Raw genomic sequence first — 24,407 nt, 5'->3', positions numbered from 1 at the left:
TATCGTAGGTGCAAAAAAGCGTATTCTACTCTGGATTGCCAAACTCACCAAATTCAAAGCGTTGATTGTACCAAAATGGCGCCAGATCCCGGCGATAACCCAGTACGGTAATGCCCTGATCGTCCAGTTTTAAACTCAGCTGACCGTTATCGCCCGTGCTGTACTGAAGCGCCTTTTGGTCGCGAAAACGTCTCACCACCTCAGCCTTGGGAAAACCATAGCGATTGTTGAAACCGGCGGCGTAGAGCACGATACCGGGCGCGCTTTCCCGAATAAAAGCGCCGCTCGATGAGGTGTTACTTCCATGATGGGCCGCGATTAAGGCAGTGCTACCAATCTCGGCGCTCTGGGTCAGGAGTGACTGCTCACCCTCACTCTCGATATCCCCAGGGATGAGCACACTTAGCCGTCCGTCGCTTATCCGCATGACACAGGAGCCATTATTGCCGGGCTGCGGCTCGCGCGGCCCCAAAAGCTCAAGGCTTAACCCCTGCCAGTTGAGGCTTTTAGGACGACAGTCGATGGCGCCGGGATAGCTGAGATCTGTCACCAGCTTCACTTTAGGGTAGCGACCTAACAGATAATCGGCGCCGCCGGCATGGTCGTTGTCACTATGGCTGAGCACCAGATAATCCAGCTCACCTATGCCGCGGTAGTGCAAGAAGGGCACTATGACCCTATCTGCATAACTAAAGTGCTCACCAAACGCCGCGCCTGTGTCATAGATCAATGCCCGCCCCTGTTTCTCGACCACCAGACTTAGCCCCTGCCCGACATCAAGCAGGTGCACCTGCCAGCTTTTAGGGTCCGTCAATCTCTGTGGTAAGAACCAGAGACACAGGGGCATGAACAACACAGGGATCATCCAGCGCAAGGAGCCTGAGGCGAGTCGCCAAAGGACAACCCCAAGCAGCCCAAACACAAGGGCAGAGACCAGCTGCATCGAGGCTGGCAGCCAGTGAAGCGGCAGCTCCCCTAGCCAATCAAACGCGAGTGTCATGGGTGAAATGGCAAGATCCAAAAGATAAAGCGGCAGGCTAACGGACACGCCAAGATAAATGCCGATTATCCAGGTTATCAGCGCCATGAAACTTAGGGGGATCACCACCAGACTAAACCAAGGCACGAAGATCAGGTTAAATATCAAAGCGTAGGGCGCAAAGCCGCCAAACAATAGCCCCTGCAGCAAGCCAAGCGATAGACTCAGGCGCCACTGGATCTGCCACATCTGCTTAAGACGCCATTTCAGCCGTTGCCAGCTTGATAGACGCTCATCAGGCGCAGGCCATGATTGCGTAAACCAGAGAATGATGGCGAGCGCACCAAAAGAGAGCCAAAGCCCGGCGCCGAGGATACTTAAAGGGTCCAACAGCAGTACAATGAAAAGTGCCCATAACAGCCGCTCGAAGGGCGATGCGTAACGGCGGATTAGACCAAGCAGGATCACCATCACCAACATGATGAGCGCCCGCTGGGTCGGCAGCCCAAGTCCGGCGAGAAAGGCATAGAGACCACAGCAAATCAGCGCCACCAGGGCGATGGCCTGACGATTACCGAGTCCCAGACGAGGAGTGAGCCGCCCTAACAGATAGCACCCCAGCCCCATCACCCAGAGCGCTAGCACAGACAGATGCAGCCCAGAGATGGTAACCAGGTGTCCTGTGCCGCTTTGCCTCAGGCCCTGCCAATGTGCATCGCTTATCTGCTGTTTATCGCCCAGCATGAGCGCCAGCATCAAATCGCCATTGGCCAGTGAGGCCAGATCCTGGCGCAACTTTGTCAGTAGTTTGGCCCGCATGCCCTGTGGTGGTAAAAGGCGTTTGGCCGCAATGACTCTGCCCTTGCCTATGATGTGCTTCGAGAGCAGGTAGGCCTGCTGATTAAATCCTCCTTGGTTAAGCACACTTGTGATGGGCTTTGGGGCAAGGGTGAATTGCCACACCTCACCTATGGCGACTTCTTGTTCGCTTTGCCAACGTAAGCGTAAATATTTGTCAGGAAAATGAAAGGGATGGTCCGTTAAAATACGAATATCGGCATTTATCCAGTCGCCGTTTCGATAAACTAGTGATATGATTTCGCCCCTTACTGATGGCGGCTCGCTCGATTTATCCGGCGTAAAAACCAAAAGTTGGTGGCAAAATAGACTCATCCAAGCTATAGCCAGAAGGCTACCGGCCAATAATTTCGACCATTTCAGCATGATGACGGCAATTACCAAGACGGCACATGCAAGGGGAAAGGTTGGCAAGGCAGGCCAGAGCAGCGCGGAGATGAGCGTGGCACAATAGCCAAACATGAATCGATTCATAATGAATAATTTAAGACTGCAACACTAAGCTATGCCAAAAAAATTCATTCAACGATATATGCCCAAGCCTGAGACACTGCAGAATCATAAGCACCTGCAGATGTTCGGTAAGCTGCTTCACAAGCCTAACCTCTGGGCCCTGAATCGACGCTCCGCTCCCCTCGCCTTTGCGGTCGGCCTGTTTGTCGCCTGGATCCCCATGCCATTTCAAATGGTGTTAGCCGCGGCGCTAGCGATCCTGTTCAACTGTAACTTACCTGTCGCCGTCGCCTTGGTGTGGGTCACCAACCCTGTCACCATGCCCTTTATGTTCTACGCCGCCTACCTCTTTGGCGCCAAACTGCTCAACCACCCTCCGCAAGAATTTGCCTTCGAAGCCAGCTGGCAATGGATCGAGGCCTCACTCTTCACCATAGGCCCACCATTCTTGCTCGGCTGTCTGGTGTTTGGGATCATCTTTTCCGCCGTGGGTTACTTTGTCGTCCACAACCTGTGGAAATACTCAATCCTGTTCAAGTGGAAGAACCGCACCAAGTAGCGAACACCTGCCCACCGCCTGGCGCCTTTGATCTGATCACAAGACCCAATGGATCTTGCTATCAGGCATTGAGCTGAGCCTGGCACTCAAACTTCGCCGGGCAGTGATAACAATAAGCTTTTGTTAACCAAATCATCGCGCTATTTTCGCCGATCACACTGCACATTAGGCTAGCTGCAGCATGAGCTGCTGCAATTGCCGCTTCGCATCTAAGAGAAACTTAAGATAGAATAAACAAATTGATCACAAAGTTGATGCTTTGTATCTATCTGAATGACATGCCTTGGATGAAGTCGCTCGTTAGAATAATCACAAAAAATGCAGGAAGGCCATGCACTTAAATTCAAATAGAAAACATGTTGCGATCTTCGCACTGCTCTCCTGCTTGTTTCTGCTCGCCTCAGTGATCACCATCAGTGCGCTAACAAAATACTTTGTCGACAATGAGATCCAGCAAGAAGAGGAAAATCTGCGCAAGAACCTGGCGCTGATCCGCTTTAACTTCGAGGCCACCATCTACAAAGACACCTATCTGGCCGATAGCCTGGCCACTGTGGTGACCATAGATCCCGAATTTGCCATGAAAAACTGGCATGTGATCGCCGCTAAATTACTCGACAAGGCGCAATACGTGCGCAACGTCGCCATCGCGCCGAACAATGTTATCTCCTTAGTCTATCCCCTCAAAGGCAACGAAGCGGCAGTTGGCTTTGATTTTCGCACCCAGCCAAACCAGCTAAAGACAGTGCTTCTGGCCAAGGAGCAGCAATCGGTGTATATCGCCGGCCCGGTAAATCTGGTCCAGGGTGGCTTGGGACTCATCGCCCGCTACCCCATCTTCGCCGACTACCCCAAAAACACCCAATACTGGGGCGGGGTGAGCGTAGTGATGAACTATAACCAATTACTGCATGACACAGGGATCACCCAATTTCAGGGCGGCGATATCGCCATCAAGAAACAGATCACCGCCAACGAACCCGAACAGGTTTTCTACGGTGATGCCAGCATCTTCGACAATGCCGATGTGATCTACCCCATCAAGTTACCCAGCGCCACCTGGAATATGGCAGCAAGATTTCATATCGAGAATCTCGAACGCATCGGCCAGCTGCGCCTGGGCATAGGCGGTATAGGTACGATTGCGGCCTTTACCTTGTATATGCTGATGCTACTGCTGTTTCGCAACTATCAGCACACCCACAGGGCGGCGCTGCACGATGAATTGACCCACCTACCTAATCGGCGCTTCATCATCAACGAACTCGACCGTCTGATGAACAAACCAAATCAGCCCCCTTTTACTCTGCTCAACATAGATCTCAACGACTTTAAAGGGGTTAACGACGAGCTGGGGCATGAGGCGGGCGATGAACTGCTAAAATATATCGCCAATCGTCTGGTCACTGAGGTTGGCATTAAGGGCTCGGTTGCCCGATTTGGCGGTGATGAATTTCTGATCTTGCTCTATGAGCTTACCGGCATGCAGGAAATCGAGGAGATCATGGCGCATATCACCCAGGCGATAGAATCCCAGCCCTTTAGCTGGCAGTCACAACAACTGACGCCCTCACTCAGCATAGGCTATGCAATCTATGATGGTCAGAATGCCGACATCAAAGAGTTGCTATCAGATGCCGACAAGCGGATGTATCAACAAAAACGCGCCTACCGGGAAGGTCGCTAAAGACTATTCCTAATTTACGACCTAGTCTTATCGCCCGGCCAATGCCTCGGCGGGATGAATACGACTCGCCTTCCAGGCGGGATAGAGGGTGGCCAGTAGACTCATCACCAGGGCCAGAGACACCACCAGCGCCACATCCAGAAGATTTAGCTGTGAGGGTAAGAAGTCGATGAAATAGACATCGGCCGATAAGAGTTGCACGCCAAACAGCTGCTCGATACCGCTGGCGATAGAACTCAGATTCAGCGCAAGGGTGATCCCCAATCCCGCACCAATCAAGCAACCCAACAGGCCGTTTAGCGCGCCCTGCACCACGAATATCCCCATAATGGTGGCCTTGGCCATCCCCATGGTCAGCAAGATGGCGATCTCCGACTGCTTGTCACGTACCGCCATCACTAATGTCGAGACGATATTGAAACAGGCCACCGCAATCACCAGCGCCAGCACCAGGTACATCACGGCGCGTACCAGCTGAATATCCTGATAGAGATGGCCTTGGGTACGGGTCCAATCGGAAAGGTACATATATTGCGACTGGCTATAGCCCAAGGTGCGGATCAGCTGCGGCGCGGCAAAGACATCATCCACCTTGATACGGATCCCGCTCACGCCATCCCCCAGCTCCAACAGCTCGGCGCCATAATCCAGCGAGATGTAGGCTGTAGTCAGGTCAAGCTCACCGCCAAGCGCAAAGATTCCCACCACCTTAAACTGATGGCTCTTGGCCGAGCCAAGGCCGCGTCCAGTTGACTGACTGGCAAGGTTTGGCGTGTAGAGGCTCAGGGTGTTACCCAGCGACAGCCCCAGCGCATCGGCCAGCCCCTTACCCAGGACAATATTATTTTCTTTGCTGGCCAGTGCCTGCCAGGCCGTATCCGGCATGAAATCACGGATGTTGGAAACTTTTGCTTCTAATTCCGGCGTGATACCGATAACCGTTAGCCCCTGAAAACCACCGGGTTTCTGGATCAGGCCCTGAATACGCACAAATGGTGCGCTGGCAATAATACCGGGGATCTTCTTAGCGTCCTCGGCAATTTTCGGCCAGTCATGTAGCGGCTCATTCACCCCGGTCAGCTCACCATGGGGCACTACCCCCAGCAGGCGCTGCTCAAGCTCCTTCTCGAAACCGTTCATGGCCGACAGCACAGTGATCAACACGGCGACCCCCAGGGCGATGCCCGCCGTGGAGGCAAAGGAGATGAAGCTGATGAAACGATTGGACTGACGCGCCATGTAGAAGCGCCAGCCTACCCAGAAGGCGAGTCTCTCTCTCATGCCATCTCCCAGGCGCTTAACTGACCATCTTGCATCTTCAGCTGTCTGTCCATGCGCGCAGCAAGCTTAGGATCATGGGTGACCACCACAAAGGCCGTACCCAGCTGGCTACCCAGCTCTCGGATAAGCTCATAGACGCTATCGCCGCTAGCGGCGTCCAGGTTGCCCGTAGGCTCATCGGCCAACACTAACTTAGGACGATTGATCAGCGCCCTGGCTATCGCCGTGCGCTGGCGCTCACCGCCAGACATCTCCGCCGGGGTATGGTGCAGCCTGTGGCTAAGACCCACGCGGCTGAGCAGCTCTTTGGCCTCCTGCTCGACTTCCTGACGCGGGCGCTTTTGAATGAGCCCAGGCATGGCCACATTCTCAAGGGCAGTAAACTCGGGCAACAGATGATGGAACTGATAGATAAATCCCAGCTCCTGGTTGCGGATCGCCGCCTGACGCGAGGGGGAAAGCTGGTAGAGATCTTCCCCGTCGAACATCACCTGACCGCTGCTGGGTTTGTCCAGCGTGCCCATGATGTGCAGCAAGGTACTCTTACCCGAGCCCGAACTGCCGATGATAGCCACCTGCTCGCCCTTGGCGATAATGAGATTAACGCCGCTCAGCACCTGAGTATCTATACTCCCCTCGTGGTAGCGTTTGCTGACGTTACTGACTTGAAGTAACAAAGAGTTGTCCTGTTGGGTCATAGATTATTCATACCTTAAAGCTGTGGCAGGTTGCACGCTTGCCGCCCGCAGTGCGGGATAAACGGTCGCTAAAAATGTGATGGCCAGGGTGCCAACGACGATCAGGGACAACTGGCCCCACTCAAGCTGCACCGGCAGGCGTTGCCCCGCCCCGAGCACATGAATGCCAAGCATTGAAAAGAGTGTATTGATGTTTAATGTGGCCAGCACGCCGATAGCCAAGCCGCCCACCAAGCCTAAGACGGCGTTGAGCGATCCCTGGATCATAAAGATCCCCATGATGCTCCCCGTGGTCAGGCCTTGGGTCTTGAGCACGGCAACGTCTGTGGTCTTATCCACCACCATCATCACCAGCGCTGATACTATGTTAAAGGCCGCCACGGCGATGATCAGGCTGAGCATCAACGACATCATGTTCTTCTCCATTTTTACTGCAGAGAAGAGATGACCATAGTTTTCGCGCCAATCACTGGTGGTCACACTGTCACCGGCCGCCTCAAACGCGGCTTTAACCTTAGAAGCCAACTTGCTCGCCTTGAAGGGATCAGCCAGATAAAGACGCAGCGACTTGATCTCATTGGGGGACTTGCGCATCAGACGCAGTGCATCCTCGTGATGCACGTAAGCCAGGCTCGCATCTACCTGAGATCCCATCTCAAACACGCCAGCTACGATAAACTTACGCTGACTCGGCACAGGCCCCAGCGGCGAATAAACCACCCCATCGCCACTGAGTACACGTATCTTATCGCCGGGTTTCACATCCAGACGACGCGCCAACTCGGCGCCTATGATGATGCGGTATTTGCCCGCCTCTAAGCTGTCGAGGGAGCCGTTGAAGTGACGGTTCAGACGGGCCAGATTGTCTTTTTCAAGCTCGGGATAGATACCATAAACCTGCACTGCACTGATGTTGCTCGGCGCCTGTAACATGGCCTGCGTGGCCACGCTCGGACTCATCGCCAGGATCTGCTTACCATCGATTAAGGTATTGGCGACATCTTGCCAGTTGCCAAGGTGTTGCTCGCTGTGCACCGTCAGCTGTGGCACTGCGCCAAGAATGCGCTGCTTGAGCTGTCCCTCGAGACCATTCATCACAGAACTGACGATGATCAGGGCCGCCACCCCCAGCAAGATCCCCGACACGGCAAACAGGGTAATAAATGAGGCAAATGGATTGGCCTTACGTGCTCGCCAGTACCGATAACCTATGGTCCAAGATAACGCTAAATTCATGTTTGGCAGGGTCTCTTTACGTCAGAGCCTTGATAAATCATTAAGATGGGCACGATAATAGGGGGAATAGCACCTTAAAAACAAGAGGCAATCCGTTGAACAGCCAATCAAACTCCTATTTTAGCGTCGCGCATGGGTTCGCCGCTTACCTATCGCCCTGGCCTAAGGAGCAGCCGCTGCCCAACGACTATGAGCTAAGAGGTATGCTACCGCTCGGCATGCAGCTTATCAGCCAAGTCAAGGCGATGGAAGCCGACTGTCTACTCCAGCTCAGGCACCTTGATGATGAGGCCCGCACCGTGGTCGATTACCTTAAGCTACAGTCTCGCAAGATAGACCTGGTGCTGCAACATGTGCTCGAGCAGCAGCCCCACGAGGGCGAGCGCTGCAGCGGCCTGCATTTTGGTGGTAGCGGCATACATCTCCTAAGCCCCACAAAATTGATACCCGGAGAGCGCTACCGCATCACACTGCATATCAGGGAGGCGCTTATCGCCATCCTTTGCATAGGGGAGTGCACCCGCTGTGACGATGAAGCCTCTGAAGGTGGTTTCGACTGCGAACTCAGCTTTATCCAAATTCTCGATGAGGATGTGGAGCAACTGGTCAAAGCCAGCCTGAATATTCAACAAAAACAATTACAACAACGCAAAAAACAGCAACAAGACCAGAGTTAGTTTTCACTGGCACTGACGGGGCTAAGTCTCTACAATGGCCGCATCATTGTCGATTGTTGGCCTTAGTCTGTTTTCATGAATGCTTTTTCCATCCTCACACCACCTAAAGTCAAAGGGGTTAAGTCGCCCCAAACCCTGAGCCAATTAACCGGTGCCGCCCAGGCGATAAGCCTGGCTAAGCTGTGCGAGCAGTATAGCGGCATGACCTTAGTGGTGACGCCAGACACGCCAAGCGCGCTCAGGCTAGAGGCAGAGCTAGGCTACCTGTTAGCACCAAAATCGATCCCCGTGATGCTGTTCCCCGACCGCGAGACCTTGCCTTACGACAGCTTCTCGCCCCATCAGGATCTGGTATCTCAACGGCTTGAGACCCTATCGCGGATCCCAAGCGCCGGCCATAGCCTGGTGATCGTGCCCATGAGCACCCTGATGGTGAAGTTGCCGCCGCAATCATTCTTAACCGGCAACGTCTTGCTGCTCAGCAAGGGCGACAACTATCCCCTGGAAGCGGTGCGCAGCCAGCTGGTCAATACCGGCTATCATCACGTGGAGCAGGTGTATGAGCATGGCGAGTTTGCCGTGCGCGGCTCTATCATAGATCTCTTTCCCATGGGCGCCCAGAGCCCCTATCGCATCGAGCTGTTCGATGATGAGGTCGAATCGATCCGCGAATTTGACCCGGAAACCCAACGCTCCAGCGGCGAGATCGAATCGATTCGCCTGCTGCCAGCCAAGGAGTTCCCGACCAATGACGCCGCCATCGAAGGGTTTCGCCAGCGTTACCGCCGCCAGTTTGAGGTAGTGGTCAAGGAGCCGGAGTCCATCTATCAGATGGTGAGCCGCAAGGTGATGCCCGCCGGGATCGAGAGTTACCTGCCCCTCTTCTTCGATGAGACGGCGAGCCTGTTTGACTATCTGCCCGGCGAGTGCCAACTGGTGCAGGTGGGCGATCTAGAGAATGCTGCCAAACACCACCTGCAGGAGATCAACCAGCGCTATGAGAACCGCCGGGTCGATCCCCTGAGGCCACTACTGCCGCCAAAGGATCTCTACCTGCTGACCGAACAGGTCTTCGAGGCCTTCAAACAGCTGCCGCGCTTCCTAATCAAGGGTAATGAAGCCACTGGCACCTGTGTTGAGGCCCAGCTCGAGGCACTGCCTAACATCGCCGCCAACCATAAGCTCAAACAGCCGCTTGTTAGCCTTAAAGAATTTGCCGATGGCGGCACGCCAATTTTATTCTGCGTCGAATCGGAAGGCCGCCGCGAGGCGCTGCTGGAACTGCTGGCCAAGATAGAGATTAAACCTGCGCTGCTGGACCATCTGGACAGCTTCAGCCATAAGCCTCAGCCCTTTGGCTTAATTGTTGCGCCGCTGTCTCAAGGCGCCATCTATCACCCCAAGAAGGGTCCTAGCTGGGCACTGGTGTGTGAAACCGAGCTGTTTGGTCAGCGCATCGCCCAGCAACGCAGACGAGATAAACAGCGTCAGGTAAGCCAGGATGCGCTCATCAAGGATCTGGCCGAACTCAAAGTCGGTCAACCCATAGTGCATCTGGATCACGGCGTCGCCCTCTATCAAGGGCTGGAAACCCTGGACACGGGCGGCCTGGTCGCCGAGTATCTAAAACTGGAATACGCCGGCGGTGACAAGCTCTATGTGCCTGTCGCCTCCCTCAACCTCATCAGCCAGTACAGTGTCGGCGCCGATGATGCGCCACAGCTCAACAAGCTGGGCAACGAGAGTTGGATCAAGGCCAAACGCAAGGCGATCGAGAAGATCCGCGACGTGGCCGCCGAACTCTTAGATGTCTACGCCCGCCGTCAGGCCCGCCCCGGCGAGGCCTGCCGATTAGATCGCGAAGAGTATGCCCAGTTTGCCGGCAGCTTCCCCTTCGAAGAGACGGTAGATCAGGAGACCGCCATCGACGCCGTGCTCACCGACATGTGCAGCCCCATATCGATGGACCGCCTGGTGTGTGGCGACGTCGGCTTCGGTAAGACAGAGGTGGCGATGCGCGCCGCCTTCGTAGCGGTCAACGACGGCAAGCAGGTGGCTATCTTGGTGCCCACCACGCTACTTGCTCAGCAGCACTATGAAAACTTCAAAGACAGGTTTGCCGACTGGCCTATCAAGATAGAGGTGATGTCACGCTTTAAGACCGCCAAGGAACAACAGGCGGTGCTCAAGCAGCTGGAGCTTGGCCAGGTGGATATCGTTATCGGTACCCACAAGCTGCTGCAGTCTGAGGCCAAGTTTGAAAACTTAGGCCTGCTTATCATCGACGAGGAGCACAGGTTCGGCGTGCGTCAGAAGGAGAAGATCAAGGCGCTGCGCGCCAATATCGACATCCTCACCCTGACGGCCACCCCAATCCCGCGTACGCTTAACATGGCGATGTCTGGCATGCGCGATCTCTCCATCATAGCTACGCCGCCGGCCAAGCGTCTGGCGGTTAAGACCTTCGTGCGCGAATATGATGATGCCACGGTACGCGAGGCGCTGCTGCGTGAGATCTTAAGGGGCGGCCAGGTCTATTTTCTCCACAACAGTGTCGAGACCATAGAGAAGCGCGCCCGTGAGATTGAGGCGCTACTGCCCGAGGCGCGAGTTGTCACCGCCCATGGCCAGATGCGCGAGCGCGACCTTGAAAAGGTGATGTCTGACTTCTATCACCAGAAATACAATGTGTTGGTGTGTACCACCATCATAGAGACGGGCATCGATGTGCCCAGCGCCAACACCATCATCATAGAGCGGGCCGATAACTTCGGCCTGGCGCAGCTGCACCAGCTCAGGGGCCGTGTGGGACGCTCACACCATCAGGCCTACGCCTATCTGATGACGCCCCATCCTAAACGCATGACCAAGGATGCCATTAAGCGTCTGGAGGCCATTGGCGCGCTGGAAGATCTCGGCGCAGGCTTCATGCTGGCGACTCAAGATCTCGAGATCCGCGGCGCGGGTGAACTCCTGGGCGATGAGCAGAGCGGTCATATCTCCAAAATAGGCTTTACCCTCTACATGGAGATGCTGGAAGATGCGGTGAAATCCCTCAAGGAGGGCAAGGAGCCTTCGCTGGATCAGATGCTCAGGGGACAGTGTGAGATTGACCTGCGGATCCCAGCGCTACTGCCGGAAGATTATGTGGGCGATGTCAACATCCGCCTGTCACTCTATAAGCGTATCGCCAACTGCGCCACCGCCCAGGCACTGGACGAATTAAAGGTCGAGCTGATCGATCGCTTCGGCCTCTTGCCTCAGGCAACCAAGAACCTGATGGAAGTCTCGCTGTTCAAACATCAGGCAACGGCGCTCGGCATCGCCAAGATAGAGATGCACGCCAAGGGCGGCAGCCTGGAATTTAATAACGATCAATGTGTAGATCCTGGCTTTATCATCGGACTATTACAGAGTCAGCCACAAAATTATCGTATGGACGGCCCAAGTAAGTTAAAATTCTTGATGCCGACAGAGACAGACAAGGATAGGTTAGCCCTGTTATCCCTGATCATCTCTCAACTCATGCAACATCGCCTTGGAGAACCGCGTGTTTAAAAAGAGTCTTTTATTGGTGACCACCCTTGCCTCACTATCCGGCGCCGCCTGGGCAGATAACGAGCGTTGGTTTGAGGTGGAAGTTTACCTGTTTGAGCGTCAGGGAAGTCAATTGGAAGAAACCTTGGCAAGCCCAGGCAATCGTCACACGCGTCAACCGATAGACATGATCTCGCCGCTGTTTGCCACGGATATTACCGGTGCCAGCCTGGGGCTCGAGGGCTGCAGCGCCCAGCAGTGGCTGGAAACGCCAGAAGATTGCGACAGACAGCTGCAACAGGCGCAGGTGACTCACCCCAGCCAGATCCCTACCACCATAGGCGCGCCAACTCCGCAATATGCCACCTTAGGGGCCGGCACCGTCTTATTGGCCGACTCCCAGTCGCAGTTTGGCGACATGATTACCACCTTAAAGCGCGAAGCCGGACACAAGAGCCTGCTGCATATGACCTGGCAACAATCTATGCTGCCCCGTCATCAGGCGAAACCCGTGCGTCTCTACGGCGGTGAAGATTTCTCAGATCGCTTCAATGAGGATGGCTACGCGGTGAACGCGGCGCCCCAAAGTGATACCAGCGGCATTCCGCAGTTTAACTTCGATCTGAATTTCGAGGAAAAGCAGGCGGCCCCTATCTGGGCACTTGATGGTACGCTCAACATCTATCTGAACCATTACCTCTATGTGGAAACGGCGTTAACCCTGCACAGGGCTGGCAGTAAAGCGCAGCCACAGCTTGAGGATGAGACGGTATTGAGCCAGGTGCCTTATCTGTACGACATCTATATGACGCAGAATAAGCGAGTGAAGAGTGACGAAATCCATTATTTCGATCACCCTAACATGGGGATGATCCTACAGATCAGAAAGATGGAACAACCCGGCGAGCGCACCCTCGAGGTGAGCCAGCCAAACGTGGTCCCGCAGAACTAAGCTAAATAGCTATTTAGAAAACAGATAGCTAATAGACAGAAAAATCGAGGTAGATCTCATCTGCCTCGTCTTCCTCCACCAGCACATTATCCACTACAGCCTGAGGCGAACCCTGCTCACTCCAGGCGATGAAACGATCGACAGCTAAGCCGCCTCCCTGCAATAAAATCAGCACCCTGCCGTCTTCCAGGTTTTTGGCATACCCCGTCAGCCCCAATTCATTGGCTTTCAGCTGACTGTATCGCCTGAAACACACGCCCTGAACCTTTCCCGATATTGTCAATAATACCCGCTTCATCTGCGCCTCGTTCTTCTTATCGATCTAACCCTTTGAAGATAACCTAAACTTGGGGGATGGGCAAAAAACAGACAAAAAAAACAGCTAACTAATAAAGTGGTTAGCTGCATCGGGCGACATACGCAAACTGGGAAAAGGTCTGTAAGACCATCATGTAGCAATATGTATCACTTTGTATCATAAAAGGGATAAGCTATGCTAGATTTGAATAACAAAAATTGTTAACCACTTACGCTCAGCTTCGAGCTAAATTCAGGATATTCGACCACTTTTTATCGCTTAGTCACCATAAGCCCCTGAAAAATGGCGATCAATACACTGCAGAAAAACGCCCTAATCGCCTCCTCTCGGCCAGCAAGGCTTCAATCCAAAGCTGCAAGGCTTTTCGTTAACGTCATTCCCGAGTCGAAGCCGCTCGCACAGCCAAACTTTTTGGTGCAGAAATACGAGTCAGAAGGCTTTATCAGACCACAGTATCGGGCCGCTTTGCCGTCACTAGTATCTGCACATCTAGTATCTACACATAAAAAAAGGAGCCAGTTGGCTCCTTGTTAGGTACGAATCGCGTTATTGCTGCTCTTTAAAGGCCTTTATCTCGGCGAGATGCGCGGCCAGCGAAGGAAACTTATGGCGCTGCTCCTCGTCCCAGACGATGGGATAGAAAGGCGCTAAGGTACTGGCCACCGCCTGATTGTCATGCACCTCGTCCTGGCGAGACAAGATACACATACCCCGCCCCTTATGTTTCTCCCTAAACTGACTGACACACTTGCTGGCGATATCGGCATACTCTTCCGGTCTGTCTATCTTGCCGAGCATGTTGTCTTCCGGATGCAGATTGGGATTGATCATCACTGTCTTAAGGCCATTGAGAAAACCTATCCGCTCGGCCCAATAGCCACCGAGACCGACACCGATTGCCAGAGGCGCGGGATCGTCACTCTGGGTTAGCTGACGACTCACCTCGTTAAGCAGATACTGCATATCGTACTTGGGGTGAAGCGTGCTGTAGCTGATCAGCCGTACGTCGGGGTCGACAAACTGCAGCTGGCGCATTTTTTCATGATTACCTGGACTGGTGGCGTCAAAACCGTGGAAATAGAGGATCATCCTGTTACCTGCTAACTGTATGTGAATATTAACTTTAGCTAACTCATCATAGGCTGTTGTTGCGCTACATCAAATTTAGCCCATACAGATCTGCTCTGCTATGCTTCTTGCCGCCAGATAACGGGATTCATCCTCCAGCGCCTTGGCAACCTGAGGTCTGTTGGCCAGCAGTTTACGCGCCGGCACCTGTGGACCTTGCTCTGGCCACTCAAACGAGGTTAACAGCTCGCTGACGCCCTGACTGTCATTACACAGCAAGATCATGTCACAGCCCGCCTTAATAGCGGCGCTGGCCCGCTCTGGGTAGCCACCCACCACGCCAGCCCCCTTCATGCCGAGATCGTCCGAGAAGATCACCCCATCGAACTTAAGCTCTTCACGTAGCACCTGCTTAAGCCAATAGGAGGAAAAACCCGCCGGATTGGGGTCGACCTTAGGATAGATCACGTGGGCCGGCATCACCCCCTGTAATCGCTTCGCCCCCATGAGATGCGCAAAGGGCACCATGTCCAGGGCGCGGATCTCGGCTTCGCTGCGCTCATCCACTGGCTTGGCAATATGGGAGTCCGCCGCCACGCTGCCATGACCGGGGAAATGCTTACCCACTGCAGCCATGCCTGCATCCTGCATCCCTTGAATGAAGGCATCGGCCAGGGCGATTACCTCATCGGGCTTATCGCTAAAGGCGCGGGTGCCAATCACCTGACTGATGCCGTTCAGATCCAGCACAGGGGCAAAACTTAAGTCGATATCACAGGCTAGTAATTCAACGGCCATCAGAAAACCAAGCTCCCTCGCCCAGCCCTTGGCTAATTGAAGGTCTTGCTTCGCCGCTGGCAATATGTCGCCCACCGCGGGGATCTTACTAAAGCCATCGATAAATCTTTGTACCCGCCCGCCTTCATGATCCACGGCGATGAGCAGATCGGGTCTAAGGGCACGCACCGAGGCCACCAAGGCGCAGAGCTGGTCACGATCTTGATAGTTGCGGGAAAACAATATCAGCCCGCCGACCATGGGATGCATCAACTGCGCTTGCTCCTGCGCATTCATCTCGGTGGATAACAAATCCATCATTAAATAACTCACAACTCCCCCTAGAAAAACTGTTAAATCAGTTTTATCGACGCCGATGATTAACAAATACTTAGCAAGGTAAAATCGTCTAAGTTTTTGTATACAATTGATAAAACCACAAACCTTCGAGCAGCTTTCCTCAGCCCGTTGCGATTAGCAATAGTATGCCTAATGCGAAACTCACTCTTGAAAAAAACTAATGCGAAAGCTGCGACTAAAGTATGGGATACTTAATAATTGACAATCTTAATGTGCTCGCAAGGTTAGCACAACGGGGCGACATTAACGCCCCTTCAGGCATGAATAATTAAATTGGCCTAAAATCACTGAGATTGAATAACGAAAATAATGATTACAACAGGGTTTTATAATGATTAGCGTTTTTGACATGTTTAAAATTGGTATCGGGCCCTCAAGCTCCCATACCGTAGGCCCGATGAAAGCGGGTAATATCTTCATTCAAGATTTAGAAAAACATGGTCATCTAGCAGAAACAGATGAGCTGAGATCTGAGCTGTTTGGCTCACTCGGCCAAACCGGTAAGGGCCACGGCACGGGTAAGGCCGTGATCTTAGGCCTGATGGGCGAAGCCCCTGAAACCGTTGATACCGACAAGATCGATGCCACCCTGGCACAGGTTCACGACACACAAAGCTTAACCATGCCAAACAACAAGGTAGTGCGCTTCAGCCGTGAAGATGGCATCACCTACCACAGACGCAAGAGTCTGCCGGCCCACGCCAACGCCATGACCCTCTACGCCTATGCCAAGGGCAACTGCATCTATCAGCGTACCTATTACTCTGTCGGTGGCGGCTTCATCTTAGATGAAGATGAGATCCTGGCCCAAGATGCCTCGCCTGCCTCCCCTATCGAAGCCGCGCCCTATGACTTTAACAGCGCCGCCGAACTGCTGGATATGTGTGTCGAGAATGGCCTGAGCATCTCTGCGCTAATGATGGAGAACGAACTCTCTATCGCCAGCGAGAAAGTGGTTAAAGAACGCCTGTGGACCATATGGCAAACCATGAAGAGCTGCGTCGAGCGTGGCTATCAGAAGGAAGGCATACTCCCGGGCGGCCTGAAGCTCAGACGCCGCGCCCCGGCGCTTTATCGTCGCCTCAAGGCCGAGAGCAAGACAGTGGTCGATCCGCTCACCGCCATGGACTGGGTCGATCTGTTTGCCCTGGCCGTGAACGAGCAAAATGCCGCAGGCGATCGCGTGGTGACTGCGCCGACCAACGGCGCCGCCGGCATCATCCCTGCCGTACTCTGCTACTACGACACCTTCGTTCAAGAGGTGGATCTGGATATCTGCTGTCAGTACCTGTTGACCGCAGCCGCCATCGGCATTCTCTACAAGAAGAACGCCTCTATCTCAGGAGCGGAAGTGGGTTGTCAGGGGGAAGTCGGTGTGGCCTGCTCTATGGCCGCCGCCGCGCTCACAGAGATCATGGGCGGCACGGTCGAACATGTGGAGAACGCCGCCGAGATCGGCATGGAGCACAACCTGGGGCTGACCTGTGACCCAGTCGGTGGCCTGGTGCAGGTGCCTTGCATCGAGCGTAACGCCATGGGCGCGGTCAAGGCGATCAACGCCTCACGCCTGGCGATGCGCGGCGACGGTAACCATAAGGTCTCTTTGGATAAGGTGATCAAGACCATGATGGATACCGGCAAGGATATGCGCAGCAAATACAAAGAAACCGCCAAGGGCGGCTTGGCGGTGAACATAGTCGAGTGTTAATCGACTTGATATAAAGCATAAAAAAACTCGCCCCAAGGCGAGTTTTTTTATGGCTACACATCAGCTTATCTTAGCTAAGCTCAAACGCTCGCCTTAACGGATCGGCAGCTCCACATCCGCAAACAGGTTTTCAATCAGCTGAGGGTCTCTCAGGGCTACCGCCTTCTCGACAATATCCTTGGTCAGGTGCGGCGCAAAATGCTCAATAAACTCATACATATAATTACGCAGGAAGTTGCCCTTCCTGAAGCCTATCTTAGTGGTGCTGTGGGCAAACAGATGGCTGGCATCTATGGCCACTAAGTCCTTATCTATCACAGGGTCCACCGCCATGGAGGCGATCACCCCAACCCCTAGGCCCAATCTGACATAGGTCTTGAGCACATCGGCGCTGGTCGCGGTAAACACCACCCTAGGGTCGATACCGGCGCGGTTGAAGGCCTTCTCAATTTCAGACTCCCTATCGAAACCAAACACATAGGTCACCAGCGGGAAGCGGCCTAAGTCTTCGATGCTTATCTGAGTGCGCGAAGCCAGTGGATGATCTTTTGTTACCACGATGGAGCGATTCCAGTGGTAACAAGGCAGCATGATGAGATCCGTGTAGAGGTGCATCCCCTCGGTGGCGATGGCAAAATCCGCATCGCCCCTCGCCGCCAACTCGCTGATCTGCGAAGGCGTGCCCTGATGCATGTGTAGATTCACCTTAGGGTAACGGTCGATAAAGGCACGGATGATCCCCGGCAAGGCATATCGCGCCTGGGTATCTGTAGTAGCAATATTCAGCTCACCCTGATCCGGCTTGGTATACTCCTCGGCAACCTTCTTGATGCTCTCGACCTTGCCCAAAATGTCGTTGGCGATATTGATCACCTGCTGACCGGCTGGCGTCACATGAGTCAGATGCTTACCGCTACGGCCAAAGATCTGAATGCCCAGCTCATCTTCGAGCATACGCACCTGTTTACTGATCCCAGGCTGAGAGGTGTAAAGATTCTCAGCGGTCGCCGACACGTTAAGGTTGTGATTCACCACTTCGGCAATGTATCTGAGTTGTTGCAGCTTCATCGTCTTTCCTTTGCAAAGGTCAGTGTCTCAAAGGGAGCCACGGCCTGAAATCGGTACCCTAACATAAGAGTTAGTATAAGAATTAGTTATAGTACAGGCGAAAAATTAAATCAAAGGGGAATATAGCATAGAGGTGAGATGAATCACACGACATAAAGAGAAAGCTAGTCTAAGATAACTATGCTAGCGTGTTGATTTATAGTAGCATTAATGGAATTGCATAAAAATTGGTAGATCTATGATATTTACTTTGGTTCTGATCCTCATCGGTGCATTGCTGCTATTGGTTATTGGCATCAATGTCATCCAACAACAAAAAGAACGTGCCGAGGCCGAGCGAAGAACAGAATTAGCCAGACAAAGAGCCATCATCGACGAAACCGAGAACGTGCTCTCCTGCACCGGGATGTTTCCCTGCTCGACCAATCTGGTATTGATCCTCTACAGAAGAGTGCAAGAAGCCTTAAGCCAATCAGTCAGCCTTGGTGGACCACAGACAGCGGATTATCAGCGTCGTCTCACCGACCTGACAGGACAGGTCGAAAACCTGCAAAACGCTCAGAAACAGACACCCGCCATCGAAAGCTTTCGCCTGCCCGATACCGATAAGCAGATCCTGGATCTGGTTAAGGTACTGAAAAAACTCAAGGCTATCCTGCGCGCCGAGCACAACAAGGGCAAGGTCGATCCCAATATCTTTGCCCAGGAAGAGGCTCGTGTGGACAGCCTGCAGCTCAGAATCAATGTGGATTCTATGCTGTCGCGCGCCCGCAGCGCCTGCTTCATGAAGCAATACGGCTCCGCCAAACAGATGGTCACTAAGGCATTGGCGACCCTGCACACCATCAAGGGCCTGACCCCTAACGATCCCTTTATCGCCAAGAAAGTAGATGAAGCCAAATTGCTACTCGATGAGATCATGGGCGCCCAAAAGATGGCGCAGCCTAACGCACCGCAGCAGAAGAGCGACGAGGATGATATCGACGTGCTGTTCCAGCCAAAGAAGAAATGGTAACGGCCGCCTAAGACAAAAAAACCACCGCATTGCGGTGGTTTTTTTATCGCTATTATCGGAACGCTTAAGGCGCCAGACGGTCGATATCCCAGCCGCCTTCTTTAAGACTTGAATCTTTACGGCTGTAGAGGAAGCGGTCGTGCAAACGATATTCGCCGCCCTGCCAGAACTCTATGCTACTAGGACGCACCCGGTAACCGCCCCAAAACTTAGGCAGCGGCACCTCACCCTGGCTGAACTTGGCCTTCATCTCGGCAAACTTGCTCTCCAGCGCCTGACGCGCGGAGATCTTGCTCGATTGCTTCGACACCCAGGCGGCGATCTGACTCTCTTTGGGCCGCGTCACGAAGTACTTAAGCACCTCAGTGGTCGAAAGCTGCTCCGCCACACCCGTCACCGCCACCTGACGCTCCAGGGCGTGCCAGGGAAACAGCAGACTCACCTTGTTGTTGTGGGCTATCTGCTCCGCCTTGCGACTGGCCAGGTTAGTGAAAAACACAAAGCCGTTGTCATCGAAACGTTTTAAGAGCACGATACGCTGAAACGGCTGCCCCTCGGCATCGACGGTTGCCACCGACATGGCCGTGGGATCCGGCAGGATCTCCGAATCCCTAATCTGCTCTATCCATTTCTCAAACAGCACCATGGGGTTGTCGGGCAGCTCCTCTCGGTGCAGCCCGCCCAGGGTGTATTCTCGTCTAATATCACTTAAGTTCGACATCTGCTTCCTTACCCTGTCCCGTATTGCTTACTTCTTATGGGCGCAGGCCCAAACGTGTAGCATCTCAAGGCCTAAGGTGGCCCCGGCCAGTGCGGTGATCTCGGCGCTGTCGTAGGCTGGCGCCACTTCGACCACATCCATACCGACAACATTCATGCCGCGCAGGCCGCGAATGATCTTCATCGCCTTGTCGCTGGTGAGACCGCCACATACAGGCGTGCCTGTGCCCGGTGCGAAGGCAGGATCCAGACAGTCGATGTCGAAGGTGACATACAATGGCATATCACCGACACGATCTTTAATCTGAGCCACTATCTCATCGGCAGTCATCTCGTTAGCGGCGGCCGCATCGATCACCTTGAACAGATGGCTTGGCTTGTCATATTCGGTACGGATCCCCACCTGCACTGAGTGAGAAGCATCGATGATGCCCTCATTTGGCGCGTGGAAGAACATAGTGCCGTGGTCATACTTGCTGCCCTGGCTATAGGTGTCTGTGTGCGCATCGAAATGCAGCAGTGCCATCTTGCCATGCTTCTTGTAGTGAGCACGCAGCAGCGGCAGGGTCACGAAGTGATCGCCACCAAAGCTCATTAGCGCCTTGCCAGAGTCGAGCACGGCCGTCGCGAAGTCTTCGACACGTTGGGTGAAATCGGCTGCATCACCGCAATCGAACACCAGATCGCCCGCATCGACCATTTTCAGGTGATCGGACAACTTAAAGTCCCATGGCCAGCGGCACTCTTCCCAGGCCAGATTGACCGACGCCTGACGGATAGCGCCAGGACCCATACGGCCGCCAGAACGACCCGTAGTGGCCATATCAAACGGCAAACCTATTACCACCACATCGGCATCGCTCTCGAGCGGTTTAAAATCCAGTGGCTGTCTTAAATAACCAAATGCATTTGAGTAAAGCGAGTAATCAGGCTTATCTGCAATAGTGGTCATATTTTCTCCAAATCTATAGAAGTAAAGATCACAACGCAACGGGCAGCAATTGCTCACAATCGCGCTGTTTATAGTGTTTTACATACAGGCCTTGGCCATCCGCCAAGGCAAGTTCGCCCCGGGCCTCTAGGCTATACTGTTTGGCGCAGTATGCTAACGTCTCGGCTTCATATCCTGCCAGGTCCCAGCTTACCGGATTTAAGCGGTTTAACAACTCACCTACTATACCGTTAAGCCCTGCGCCGAGCGACAAATTCGTTTCCAGACTCACATAGGAGCTCGTCTCTTGCGGGGTGATGTGCAGCGTGAAATAGTCCTCTCCCCTGATGGCGTTGAGGGAATAACCCAGTGGCGAGAACAGGTGCGCATCGATATCAAAACCGCTCAGCAGCTGGGATAAATTAAGCCGCTTGGCTATCCCCGCTATCGTTTGCCCATCGCTGAGCAGATAATCGGCCAGTTCACCGCGAATATGGTACATCTGCACCGTCTGCGCGGGTTTAAGCCTTACCTTACTGCCAGAGAAGAAAATCTGATGGTGATGACCATCTAAATGGCCTATGCGGTAGGCGGCGCCGCTTAGCATTGTGCCAAGCCGGGCAATATCGTCTTCGAAGCGGCTGGTCTGTAAGGCGGGTAAGATCTCGCTCTTACGCTGATAACTCAGGCTGGCAATCTGATCGCGACCCAGTGACTCCACCAGGGAAAGTACGGTCTCGATTAGCCGTGTGTTGCCACAGGTGATCAGCACCAGACTATCGTGCCAGACAAACAGGCTGGATTCGCTGAGCAGGTAAGCATCGCACTGCTCACTGCTCAGCTTTGAGAGGATCTCTGTATCACTCTTGGCCAGGGCGCGGCGCCAATACGCATCGCCCAACGCCCTAAGCGACGGACAACCCGCCGCCAGCGTCAGCGATAAGCGCTTCTCCGCCCCTTCAAAATACATCGACCCGCTCCTCATCGTCTAATACCAATCCTAATAAATAGCTGGTCATGGTAAATAACTGGTCATGCTAGCTTGTTAAAACGTCCGATAACGGCGTTACTATTTTTGATTGTAGAATAACTACTTATCGAAAAATCTCGCCTTGTTCTCGGCCGTTTTTCCTGTGCTATTTCTGATCACTTACTTGCCGTGATTGGTATAACAGGATCCCGGCAGCCTTAGCCGAGATCCCAGGCGAAACAGGCTAGCCTGCCAATCAGGAGAAATCTTCCAGATAGGTGTAGCCCTTCAGTCCAATCTGCAACTCTTCGAGAATATTGGCGCGCTCATCTTCCTGAATGTGCAGGTTCACCAGCTCCTCATAGGTACGCATGAAAGAGACGGCGTCCAGGTTAACGTAACGCAGCACATCGGCAACCGTATCACCGGCCAGAACCGACTCGATATTCACCAGGCCATCGTCGTCCAGTCGCACCACGGCAGAGTTAGTATCGCCGAACAGGTTATGCATATCCCCGAGGATCTCCTGGTAGGCACCCACCAGGAAGAAACCGATAAGATATGGGCTCTCAGCGCTCCACGCAGGTACCGGCAGTGTGGTTTCGATACCCTGACCATCTACGTACTGATCCACAGTGCCGTCAGAGTCACAGGTAATGTCCAGCATCACGGCGCGGCGCTCAGGTTTCTTATCCAGACCACTTAGCGGCATCACAGGGAACACCTGATCGATACCCCAGGCATCTGGCAGCGATTGGAACAGCGAGAAGTTCACGAAGAACTTGTCGGCCAGCTTCTCGTTAAGCTCATCGATCACCGGGCGGTGGAAACGATACTTACCGCTCATCACACCCTTCAGCTCGTAACAGACACGCAGGTTCATCTGCTCTGCCCAGGCTCTGTCGGACAGGCTCATCTGTCCCAGGGCAAACAGCGAGTGCACCTCGGCCAGATCGCTCTGCACATCGTGGTAGATCTCGATAAGGGCGCGTTGATCGGCGCGGCCACTCACCTCGCCCCAAGAATCCCACATGTTTTTGAGCTGCTGCGGCGCTTCTTCATCCGGCGCTTGCAGATCTTCAGGCTTATAGGCCTCTGTGCCAATCACGTCGGTGATCAATACAGCATGGTGAGCCGTCAGGTAACGACCAGACTCAGAGATCAGACGCGGCATAGGCTGATCGTGTTCGCGGCACATGTCGTTCAGCACGCTGACGATATTGTTGGCGTATTCGGTCAGGCCATAGTTCATCGAGTTGCTGCTCTGGCTGCGGGTACCGTCATAGTCCACCGCCAGGCCACCACCCACGTCGAAACATTTCACGTTGGCGCCCATCTTCTGCAGTTCACAGTAGAAACGGCCCGCCTCGCTCACACCGCTGCGGATATCGCGGATGTTGGCGATTTGCGATCCCAGGTGGAAGTGCAGCAGCTGTAGGCTGTCGAGCATGTCTTCGTCTTTCAGTGAGTTGATCACGTTCAGCACCTGCGCCGCAGACAGACCAAACTTAGACTTCTCGCCGCCGCTGGCTTGCCACTTGCCCTTGCCCTGGAAAGCCAGACGCACGCGCAGACCCAGACGCGGGGTCACGCCCAGTTTCTTGGCTTCTTCGAGGACGACTTTCAGCTCAGATAGCTTCTCGAGCACAATATAGACCTGATGACCGAGCTTCTCGCCGATCAGCGCCAGGCGAATATATTCCACATCTTTGTAGCCGTTACAGATGATCACCGAGCTGGCCTTCTGCGCCATGGCGAGTACCGCCATCAGCTCAGGCTTACTGCCGGCCTCAAGACCCAGCTGTGGCACCTCTTTAGACACCTGACTTGCCAGGATCTCTTCGACCACAGTTTGCTGTTGGTTCACCTTGATAGGGTAGACAAGCAGATAGTCTGACTGATAGTCATAACGGGTGATCGCCTGATTGAAGGCGTTACACAGGCTGTTGACTCTGTGATGCAGGATCTGCGGGAAGCGCACCAATACAGGCAAGGCCACGCCGGATTTCACCATATCCTTAGCGAGTTCATTTAACCCTATAGTGTGCTCAGGATGATTAGGATCGGGGGACACCGTCACCTCACCGGCCTCGCTTATGCCGTAGAGCCCAGAGCTCCAGTAATTAACGTTATAACCAACATAAGCATCTTTAATAGACCAATTACTCATATTCTCTCAACCTGTCTATTTACATTCATATTCGGCAGCTGCTTTGTCTGCCAACACATTAATGTTACTTACTATCGCACCTATCAGGTAAATAAGCCGCAACATCAACACCGTTTTTGGGTGTCAGATATCGAAGTTATCCTTCGAGTCCCCGCCATATTAGTTAACTCAATTTATACTTGTCTAAAGTAAAAAAAGGCGCGCAATTAAACCCCTGAATTTAACTAAATGCAAGTATCATTATCACATTAATTTATTACAAGGTTTTTTGCACTCAAGCACGCGCCCAGACTGCCTTTTATCCCTTACGGGTGTTCAGCGTTTTTTACAGTAAATTCGCTCAACAGCCGGGCATTAAACAGACAGTCGGCCCTATCGTTTACC

The 24,407-nt window shown here is 53.5% G+C and carries 19 protein-coding genes; 7 read left to right on the top strand and 12 right to left on the bottom strand.

All coding sequences use genetic code 11. From position 1 onward, the window contains the following. Positions 1-25: 25 nt before the first annotated feature. Positions 26-2,299, bottom strand: a complete 2,274-nt coding sequence (locus tag K0H80_RS08335) for a DNA internalization-related competence protein ComEC/Rec2 (protein WP_258406212.1) — start codon at positions 2,297-2,299, stop codon at positions 26-28. A 43-nt stretch (positions 2,300-2,342) separates the two neighbouring features. On the opposite strand from K0H80_RS08335, the gene K0H80_RS08330 reads away from it, so the two are divergent. Beyond that, the gene (locus tag K0H80_RS08330; RefSeq protein WP_011865435.1) at positions 2,343-2,849 is read left to right on the top strand and encodes a DUF2062 domain-containing protein; all 507 of its coding nucleotides are present in this window, start codon (positions 2,343-2,345) and stop codon (positions 2,847-2,849) included. Between the two features lie 331 nt (positions 2,850-3,180). Next, positions 3,181-4,536, top strand: coding sequence for a diguanylate cyclase domain-containing protein (locus K0H80_RS08325; RefSeq protein WP_220073675.1), 1,356 nt, complete (start codon positions 3,181-3,183; stop codon positions 4,534-4,536). 27 nt (positions 4,537-4,563) lie between these two features. Here K0H80_RS08325 and lolE read toward each other — a convergent pair whose 3' ends face one another. The 3 genes from lolE to K0H80_RS08310 are packed head-to-tail and all read right to left on the bottom strand — an operon-like array spanning position 4,564 to position 7,751. After that, complete coding sequence (gene lolE, locus K0H80_RS08320) at positions 4,564-5,817, bottom strand: lipoprotein-releasing ABC transporter permease subunit LolE (protein ID WP_220073674.1); 1,254 nt, start codon at positions 5,815-5,817, stop codon at positions 4,564-4,566. Continuing rightward, positions 5,814-6,515 (bottom strand): lipoprotein-releasing ABC transporter ATP-binding protein LolD, encoded by a 702-nt coding sequence (gene lolD, locus K0H80_RS08315; RefSeq protein WP_220073673.1) that lies wholly within the window; start codon positions 6,513-6,515, stop codon positions 5,814-5,816. Before lolD ends, lolE begins: the two co-directional genes overlap by 4 nt. A 3-nt stretch (positions 6,516-6,518) precedes the next feature. Then, positions 6,519-7,751, bottom strand: coding sequence for a lipoprotein-releasing ABC transporter permease subunit (locus K0H80_RS08310; protein WP_220073672.1), 1,233 nt, complete (start codon positions 7,749-7,751; stop codon positions 6,519-6,521). A 95-nt stretch (positions 7,752-7,846) separates the two neighbouring features. On the opposite strand from K0H80_RS08310, the gene K0H80_RS08305 reads away from it, so the two are divergent. The 3 genes from K0H80_RS08305 (at position 7,847) to K0H80_RS08295 (ending at position 12,917) form a co-directional block, all read left to right on the top strand. Further along, complete coding sequence (locus tag K0H80_RS08305) at positions 7,847-8,428, top strand: hypothetical protein (protein WP_220073671.1); 582 nt, start codon at positions 7,847-7,849, stop codon at positions 8,426-8,428. Positions 8,429-8,503: 75 nt separating this feature from the next. Further along, positions 8,504-11,986 (top strand): transcription-repair coupling factor, encoded by a 3,483-nt coding sequence (mfd, locus tag K0H80_RS08300; protein WP_220073670.1) that lies wholly within the window; start codon positions 8,504-8,506, stop codon positions 11,984-11,986. Continuing rightward, complete coding sequence (locus tag K0H80_RS08295; protein ID WP_220073669.1) at positions 11,979-12,917, top strand: peptidoglycan binding protein CsiV; 939 nt, start codon at positions 11,979-11,981, stop codon at positions 12,915-12,917. Before mfd ends, K0H80_RS08295 begins: the two co-directional genes overlap by 8 nt. A gap of 28 nt (positions 12,918-12,945) precedes the next feature. On the opposite strand, the gene K0H80_RS08290 is transcribed toward K0H80_RS08295, so the two are convergent. The 3 genes from K0H80_RS08290 to nagZ all read right to left on the bottom strand — a co-directional run bounded on the left by K0H80_RS08290 (position 12,946) and on the right by nagZ (position 15,414). After that, on the bottom strand, positions 12,946-13,215 hold the full coding sequence (locus K0H80_RS08290) for an acylphosphatase (RefSeq protein ID WP_220044934.1): 270 nt from the start codon (positions 13,213-13,215) through the stop codon (positions 12,946-12,948). A 567-nt stretch (positions 13,216-13,782) separates the two neighbouring features. Continuing rightward, positions 13,783-14,325 carry an alpha/beta hydrolase YcfP gene (ycfP, locus tag K0H80_RS08285; RefSeq protein WP_220044933.1) on the bottom strand — a complete coding sequence of 181 codons (543 nt, stop codon included), beginning with the start codon at positions 14,323-14,325 and terminating at the stop codon, positions 13,783-13,785. 75 nt (positions 14,326-14,400) lie between these two features. Further along, positions 14,401-15,414, bottom strand: a complete 1,014-nt coding sequence (nagZ, locus tag K0H80_RS08280; protein ID WP_220073668.1) for a beta-N-acetylhexosaminidase — start codon at positions 15,412-15,414, stop codon at positions 14,401-14,403. Between the two features lie 358 nt (positions 15,415-15,772). Between nagZ and K0H80_RS08275 the strand changes: the two genes are divergently transcribed. Beyond that, complete coding sequence (locus K0H80_RS08275) at positions 15,773-17,149, top strand: L-serine ammonia-lyase (protein ID WP_220073667.1); 1,377 nt, start codon at positions 15,773-15,775, stop codon at positions 17,147-17,149. Between the two features lie 93 nt (positions 17,150-17,242). Here K0H80_RS08275 and cysB read toward each other — a convergent pair whose 3' ends face one another. Further along, entirely contained in the window at positions 17,243-18,217 is a 975-nt protein-coding gene (gene cysB, locus K0H80_RS08270; RefSeq protein ID WP_011865423.1) for an HTH-type transcriptional regulator CysB, read from the bottom strand. 238 nt (positions 18,218-18,455) lie between these two features. On the opposite strand from cysB, the gene K0H80_RS08265 reads away from it, so the two are divergent. Further along, positions 18,456-19,232, top strand: a complete 777-nt coding sequence (locus tag K0H80_RS08265; protein WP_011865422.1) for a hypothetical protein — start codon at positions 18,456-18,458, stop codon at positions 19,230-19,232. A 64-nt stretch (positions 19,233-19,296) separates the two neighbouring features. On the opposite strand, the gene pdxH is transcribed toward K0H80_RS08265, so the two are convergent. The 4 genes from pdxH to speA all read right to left on the bottom strand — a co-directional run bounded on the left by pdxH (position 19,297) and on the right by speA (position 24,023). Further along, positions 19,297-19,953, bottom strand: coding sequence for a pyridoxamine 5'-phosphate oxidase (gene pdxH / locus K0H80_RS08260; RefSeq protein ID WP_011865421.1), 657 nt, complete (start codon positions 19,951-19,953; stop codon positions 19,297-19,299). Positions 19,954-19,980: 27 nt separating this feature from the next. Beyond that, positions 19,981-20,904: an agmatinase gene (gene speB / locus K0H80_RS08255; RefSeq protein ID WP_011865420.1), complete on the bottom strand. Its 924-nt coding sequence runs from the start codon at positions 20,902-20,904 to the stop codon at positions 19,981-19,983. 28 nt (positions 20,905-20,932) lie between these two features. Beyond that, positions 20,933-21,853 carry an adenosylmethionine decarboxylase gene (locus K0H80_RS08250; protein ID WP_220073666.1) on the bottom strand — a complete coding sequence of 307 codons (921 nt, stop codon included), beginning with the start codon at positions 21,851-21,853 and terminating at the stop codon, positions 20,933-20,935. 256 nt (positions 21,854-22,109) lie between these two features. Beyond that, on the bottom strand, positions 22,110-24,023 hold the full coding sequence (speA, locus tag K0H80_RS08245; RefSeq protein WP_011865418.1) for a biosynthetic arginine decarboxylase: 1,914 nt from the start codon (positions 24,021-24,023) through the stop codon (positions 22,110-22,112). Positions 24,024-24,407 lie beyond the last annotated feature (384 nt).

This window comes from Shewanella aegiceratis, assembly GCF_019457495.1.
In the GTDB taxonomy this organism is placed as follows: Bacteria; Pseudomonadota; Gammaproteobacteria; order Enterobacterales; family Shewanellaceae; genus Shewanella; species Shewanella loihica.
The sequence above is the reverse complement of the archived record's forward strand: the minus strand, read 5'-3'. Positions and strand labels throughout refer to the sequence as shown.

What these genes read in the sequence shown, in the direction of transcription:
- K0H80_RS08335 (WP_258406212.1), bottom strand. Translation starts at nt 2,299, where the DNA reads ATGTTTGGCTATTGTGCCACGCTCATCTCCGCGCTGCTCTGGCCTGCC.
- speB (WP_011865420.1), bottom strand. Translation starts at nt 20,904, where the DNA reads ATGACCACTATTGCAGATAAGCCTGATTACTCGCTTTACTCAAATGCA.
- K0H80_RS08265 (WP_011865422.1), top strand. Translation starts at nt 18,456, where the DNA reads ATGATATTTACTTTGGTTCTGATCCTCATCGGTGCATTGCTGCTATTG.
- K0H80_RS08325 (WP_220073675.1), top strand. Translation starts at nt 3,181, where the DNA reads ATGCACTTAAATTCAAATAGAAAACATGTTGCGATCTTCGCACTGCTC.
- pdxH (WP_011865421.1), bottom strand. Translation starts at nt 19,953, where the DNA reads ATGTCGAACTTAAGTGATATTAGACGAGAATACACCCTGGGCGGGCTG.
- K0H80_RS08330 (WP_011865435.1), top strand. Translation starts at nt 2,343, where the DNA reads ATGCCAAAAAAATTCATTCAACGATATATGCCCAAGCCTGAGACACTG.
- speA (WP_011865418.1), bottom strand. Translation starts at nt 24,023, where the DNA reads ATGAGTAATTGGTCTATTAAAGATGCTTATGTTGGTTATAACGTTAAT.
- lolD (WP_220073673.1), bottom strand. Translation starts at nt 6,515, where the DNA reads ATGACCCAACAGGACAACTCTTTGTTACTTCAAGTCAGTAACGTCAGC.
- K0H80_RS08290 (WP_220044934.1), bottom strand. Translation starts at nt 13,215, where the DNA reads ATGAAGCGGGTATTATTGACAATATCGGGAAAGGTTCAGGGCGTGTGT.
- ycfP (WP_220044933.1), bottom strand. Translation starts at nt 14,325, where the DNA reads ATGATCCTCTATTTCCACGGTTTTGACGCCACCAGTCCAGGTAATCAT.
- cysB (WP_011865423.1), bottom strand. Translation starts at nt 18,217, where the DNA reads ATGAAGCTGCAACAACTCAGATACATTGCCGAAGTGGTGAATCACAAC.
- K0H80_RS08250 (WP_220073666.1), bottom strand. Translation starts at nt 21,853, where the DNA reads ATGTATTTTGAAGGGGCGGAGAAGCGCTTATCGCTGACGCTGGCGGCG.
- mfd (WP_220073670.1), top strand. Translation starts at nt 8,504, where the DNA reads ATGAATGCTTTTTCCATCCTCACACCACCTAAAGTCAAAGGGGTTAAG.
- K0H80_RS08275 (WP_220073667.1), top strand. Translation starts at nt 15,773, where the DNA reads ATGATTAGCGTTTTTGACATGTTTAAAATTGGTATCGGGCCCTCAAGC.
- lolE (WP_220073674.1), bottom strand. Translation starts at nt 5,817, where the DNA reads ATGAGAGAGAGACTCGCCTTCTGGGTAGGCTGGCGCTTCTACATGGCG.
- K0H80_RS08310 (WP_220073672.1), bottom strand. Translation starts at nt 7,751, where the DNA reads ATGAATTTAGCGTTATCTTGGACCATAGGTTATCGGTACTGGCGAGCA.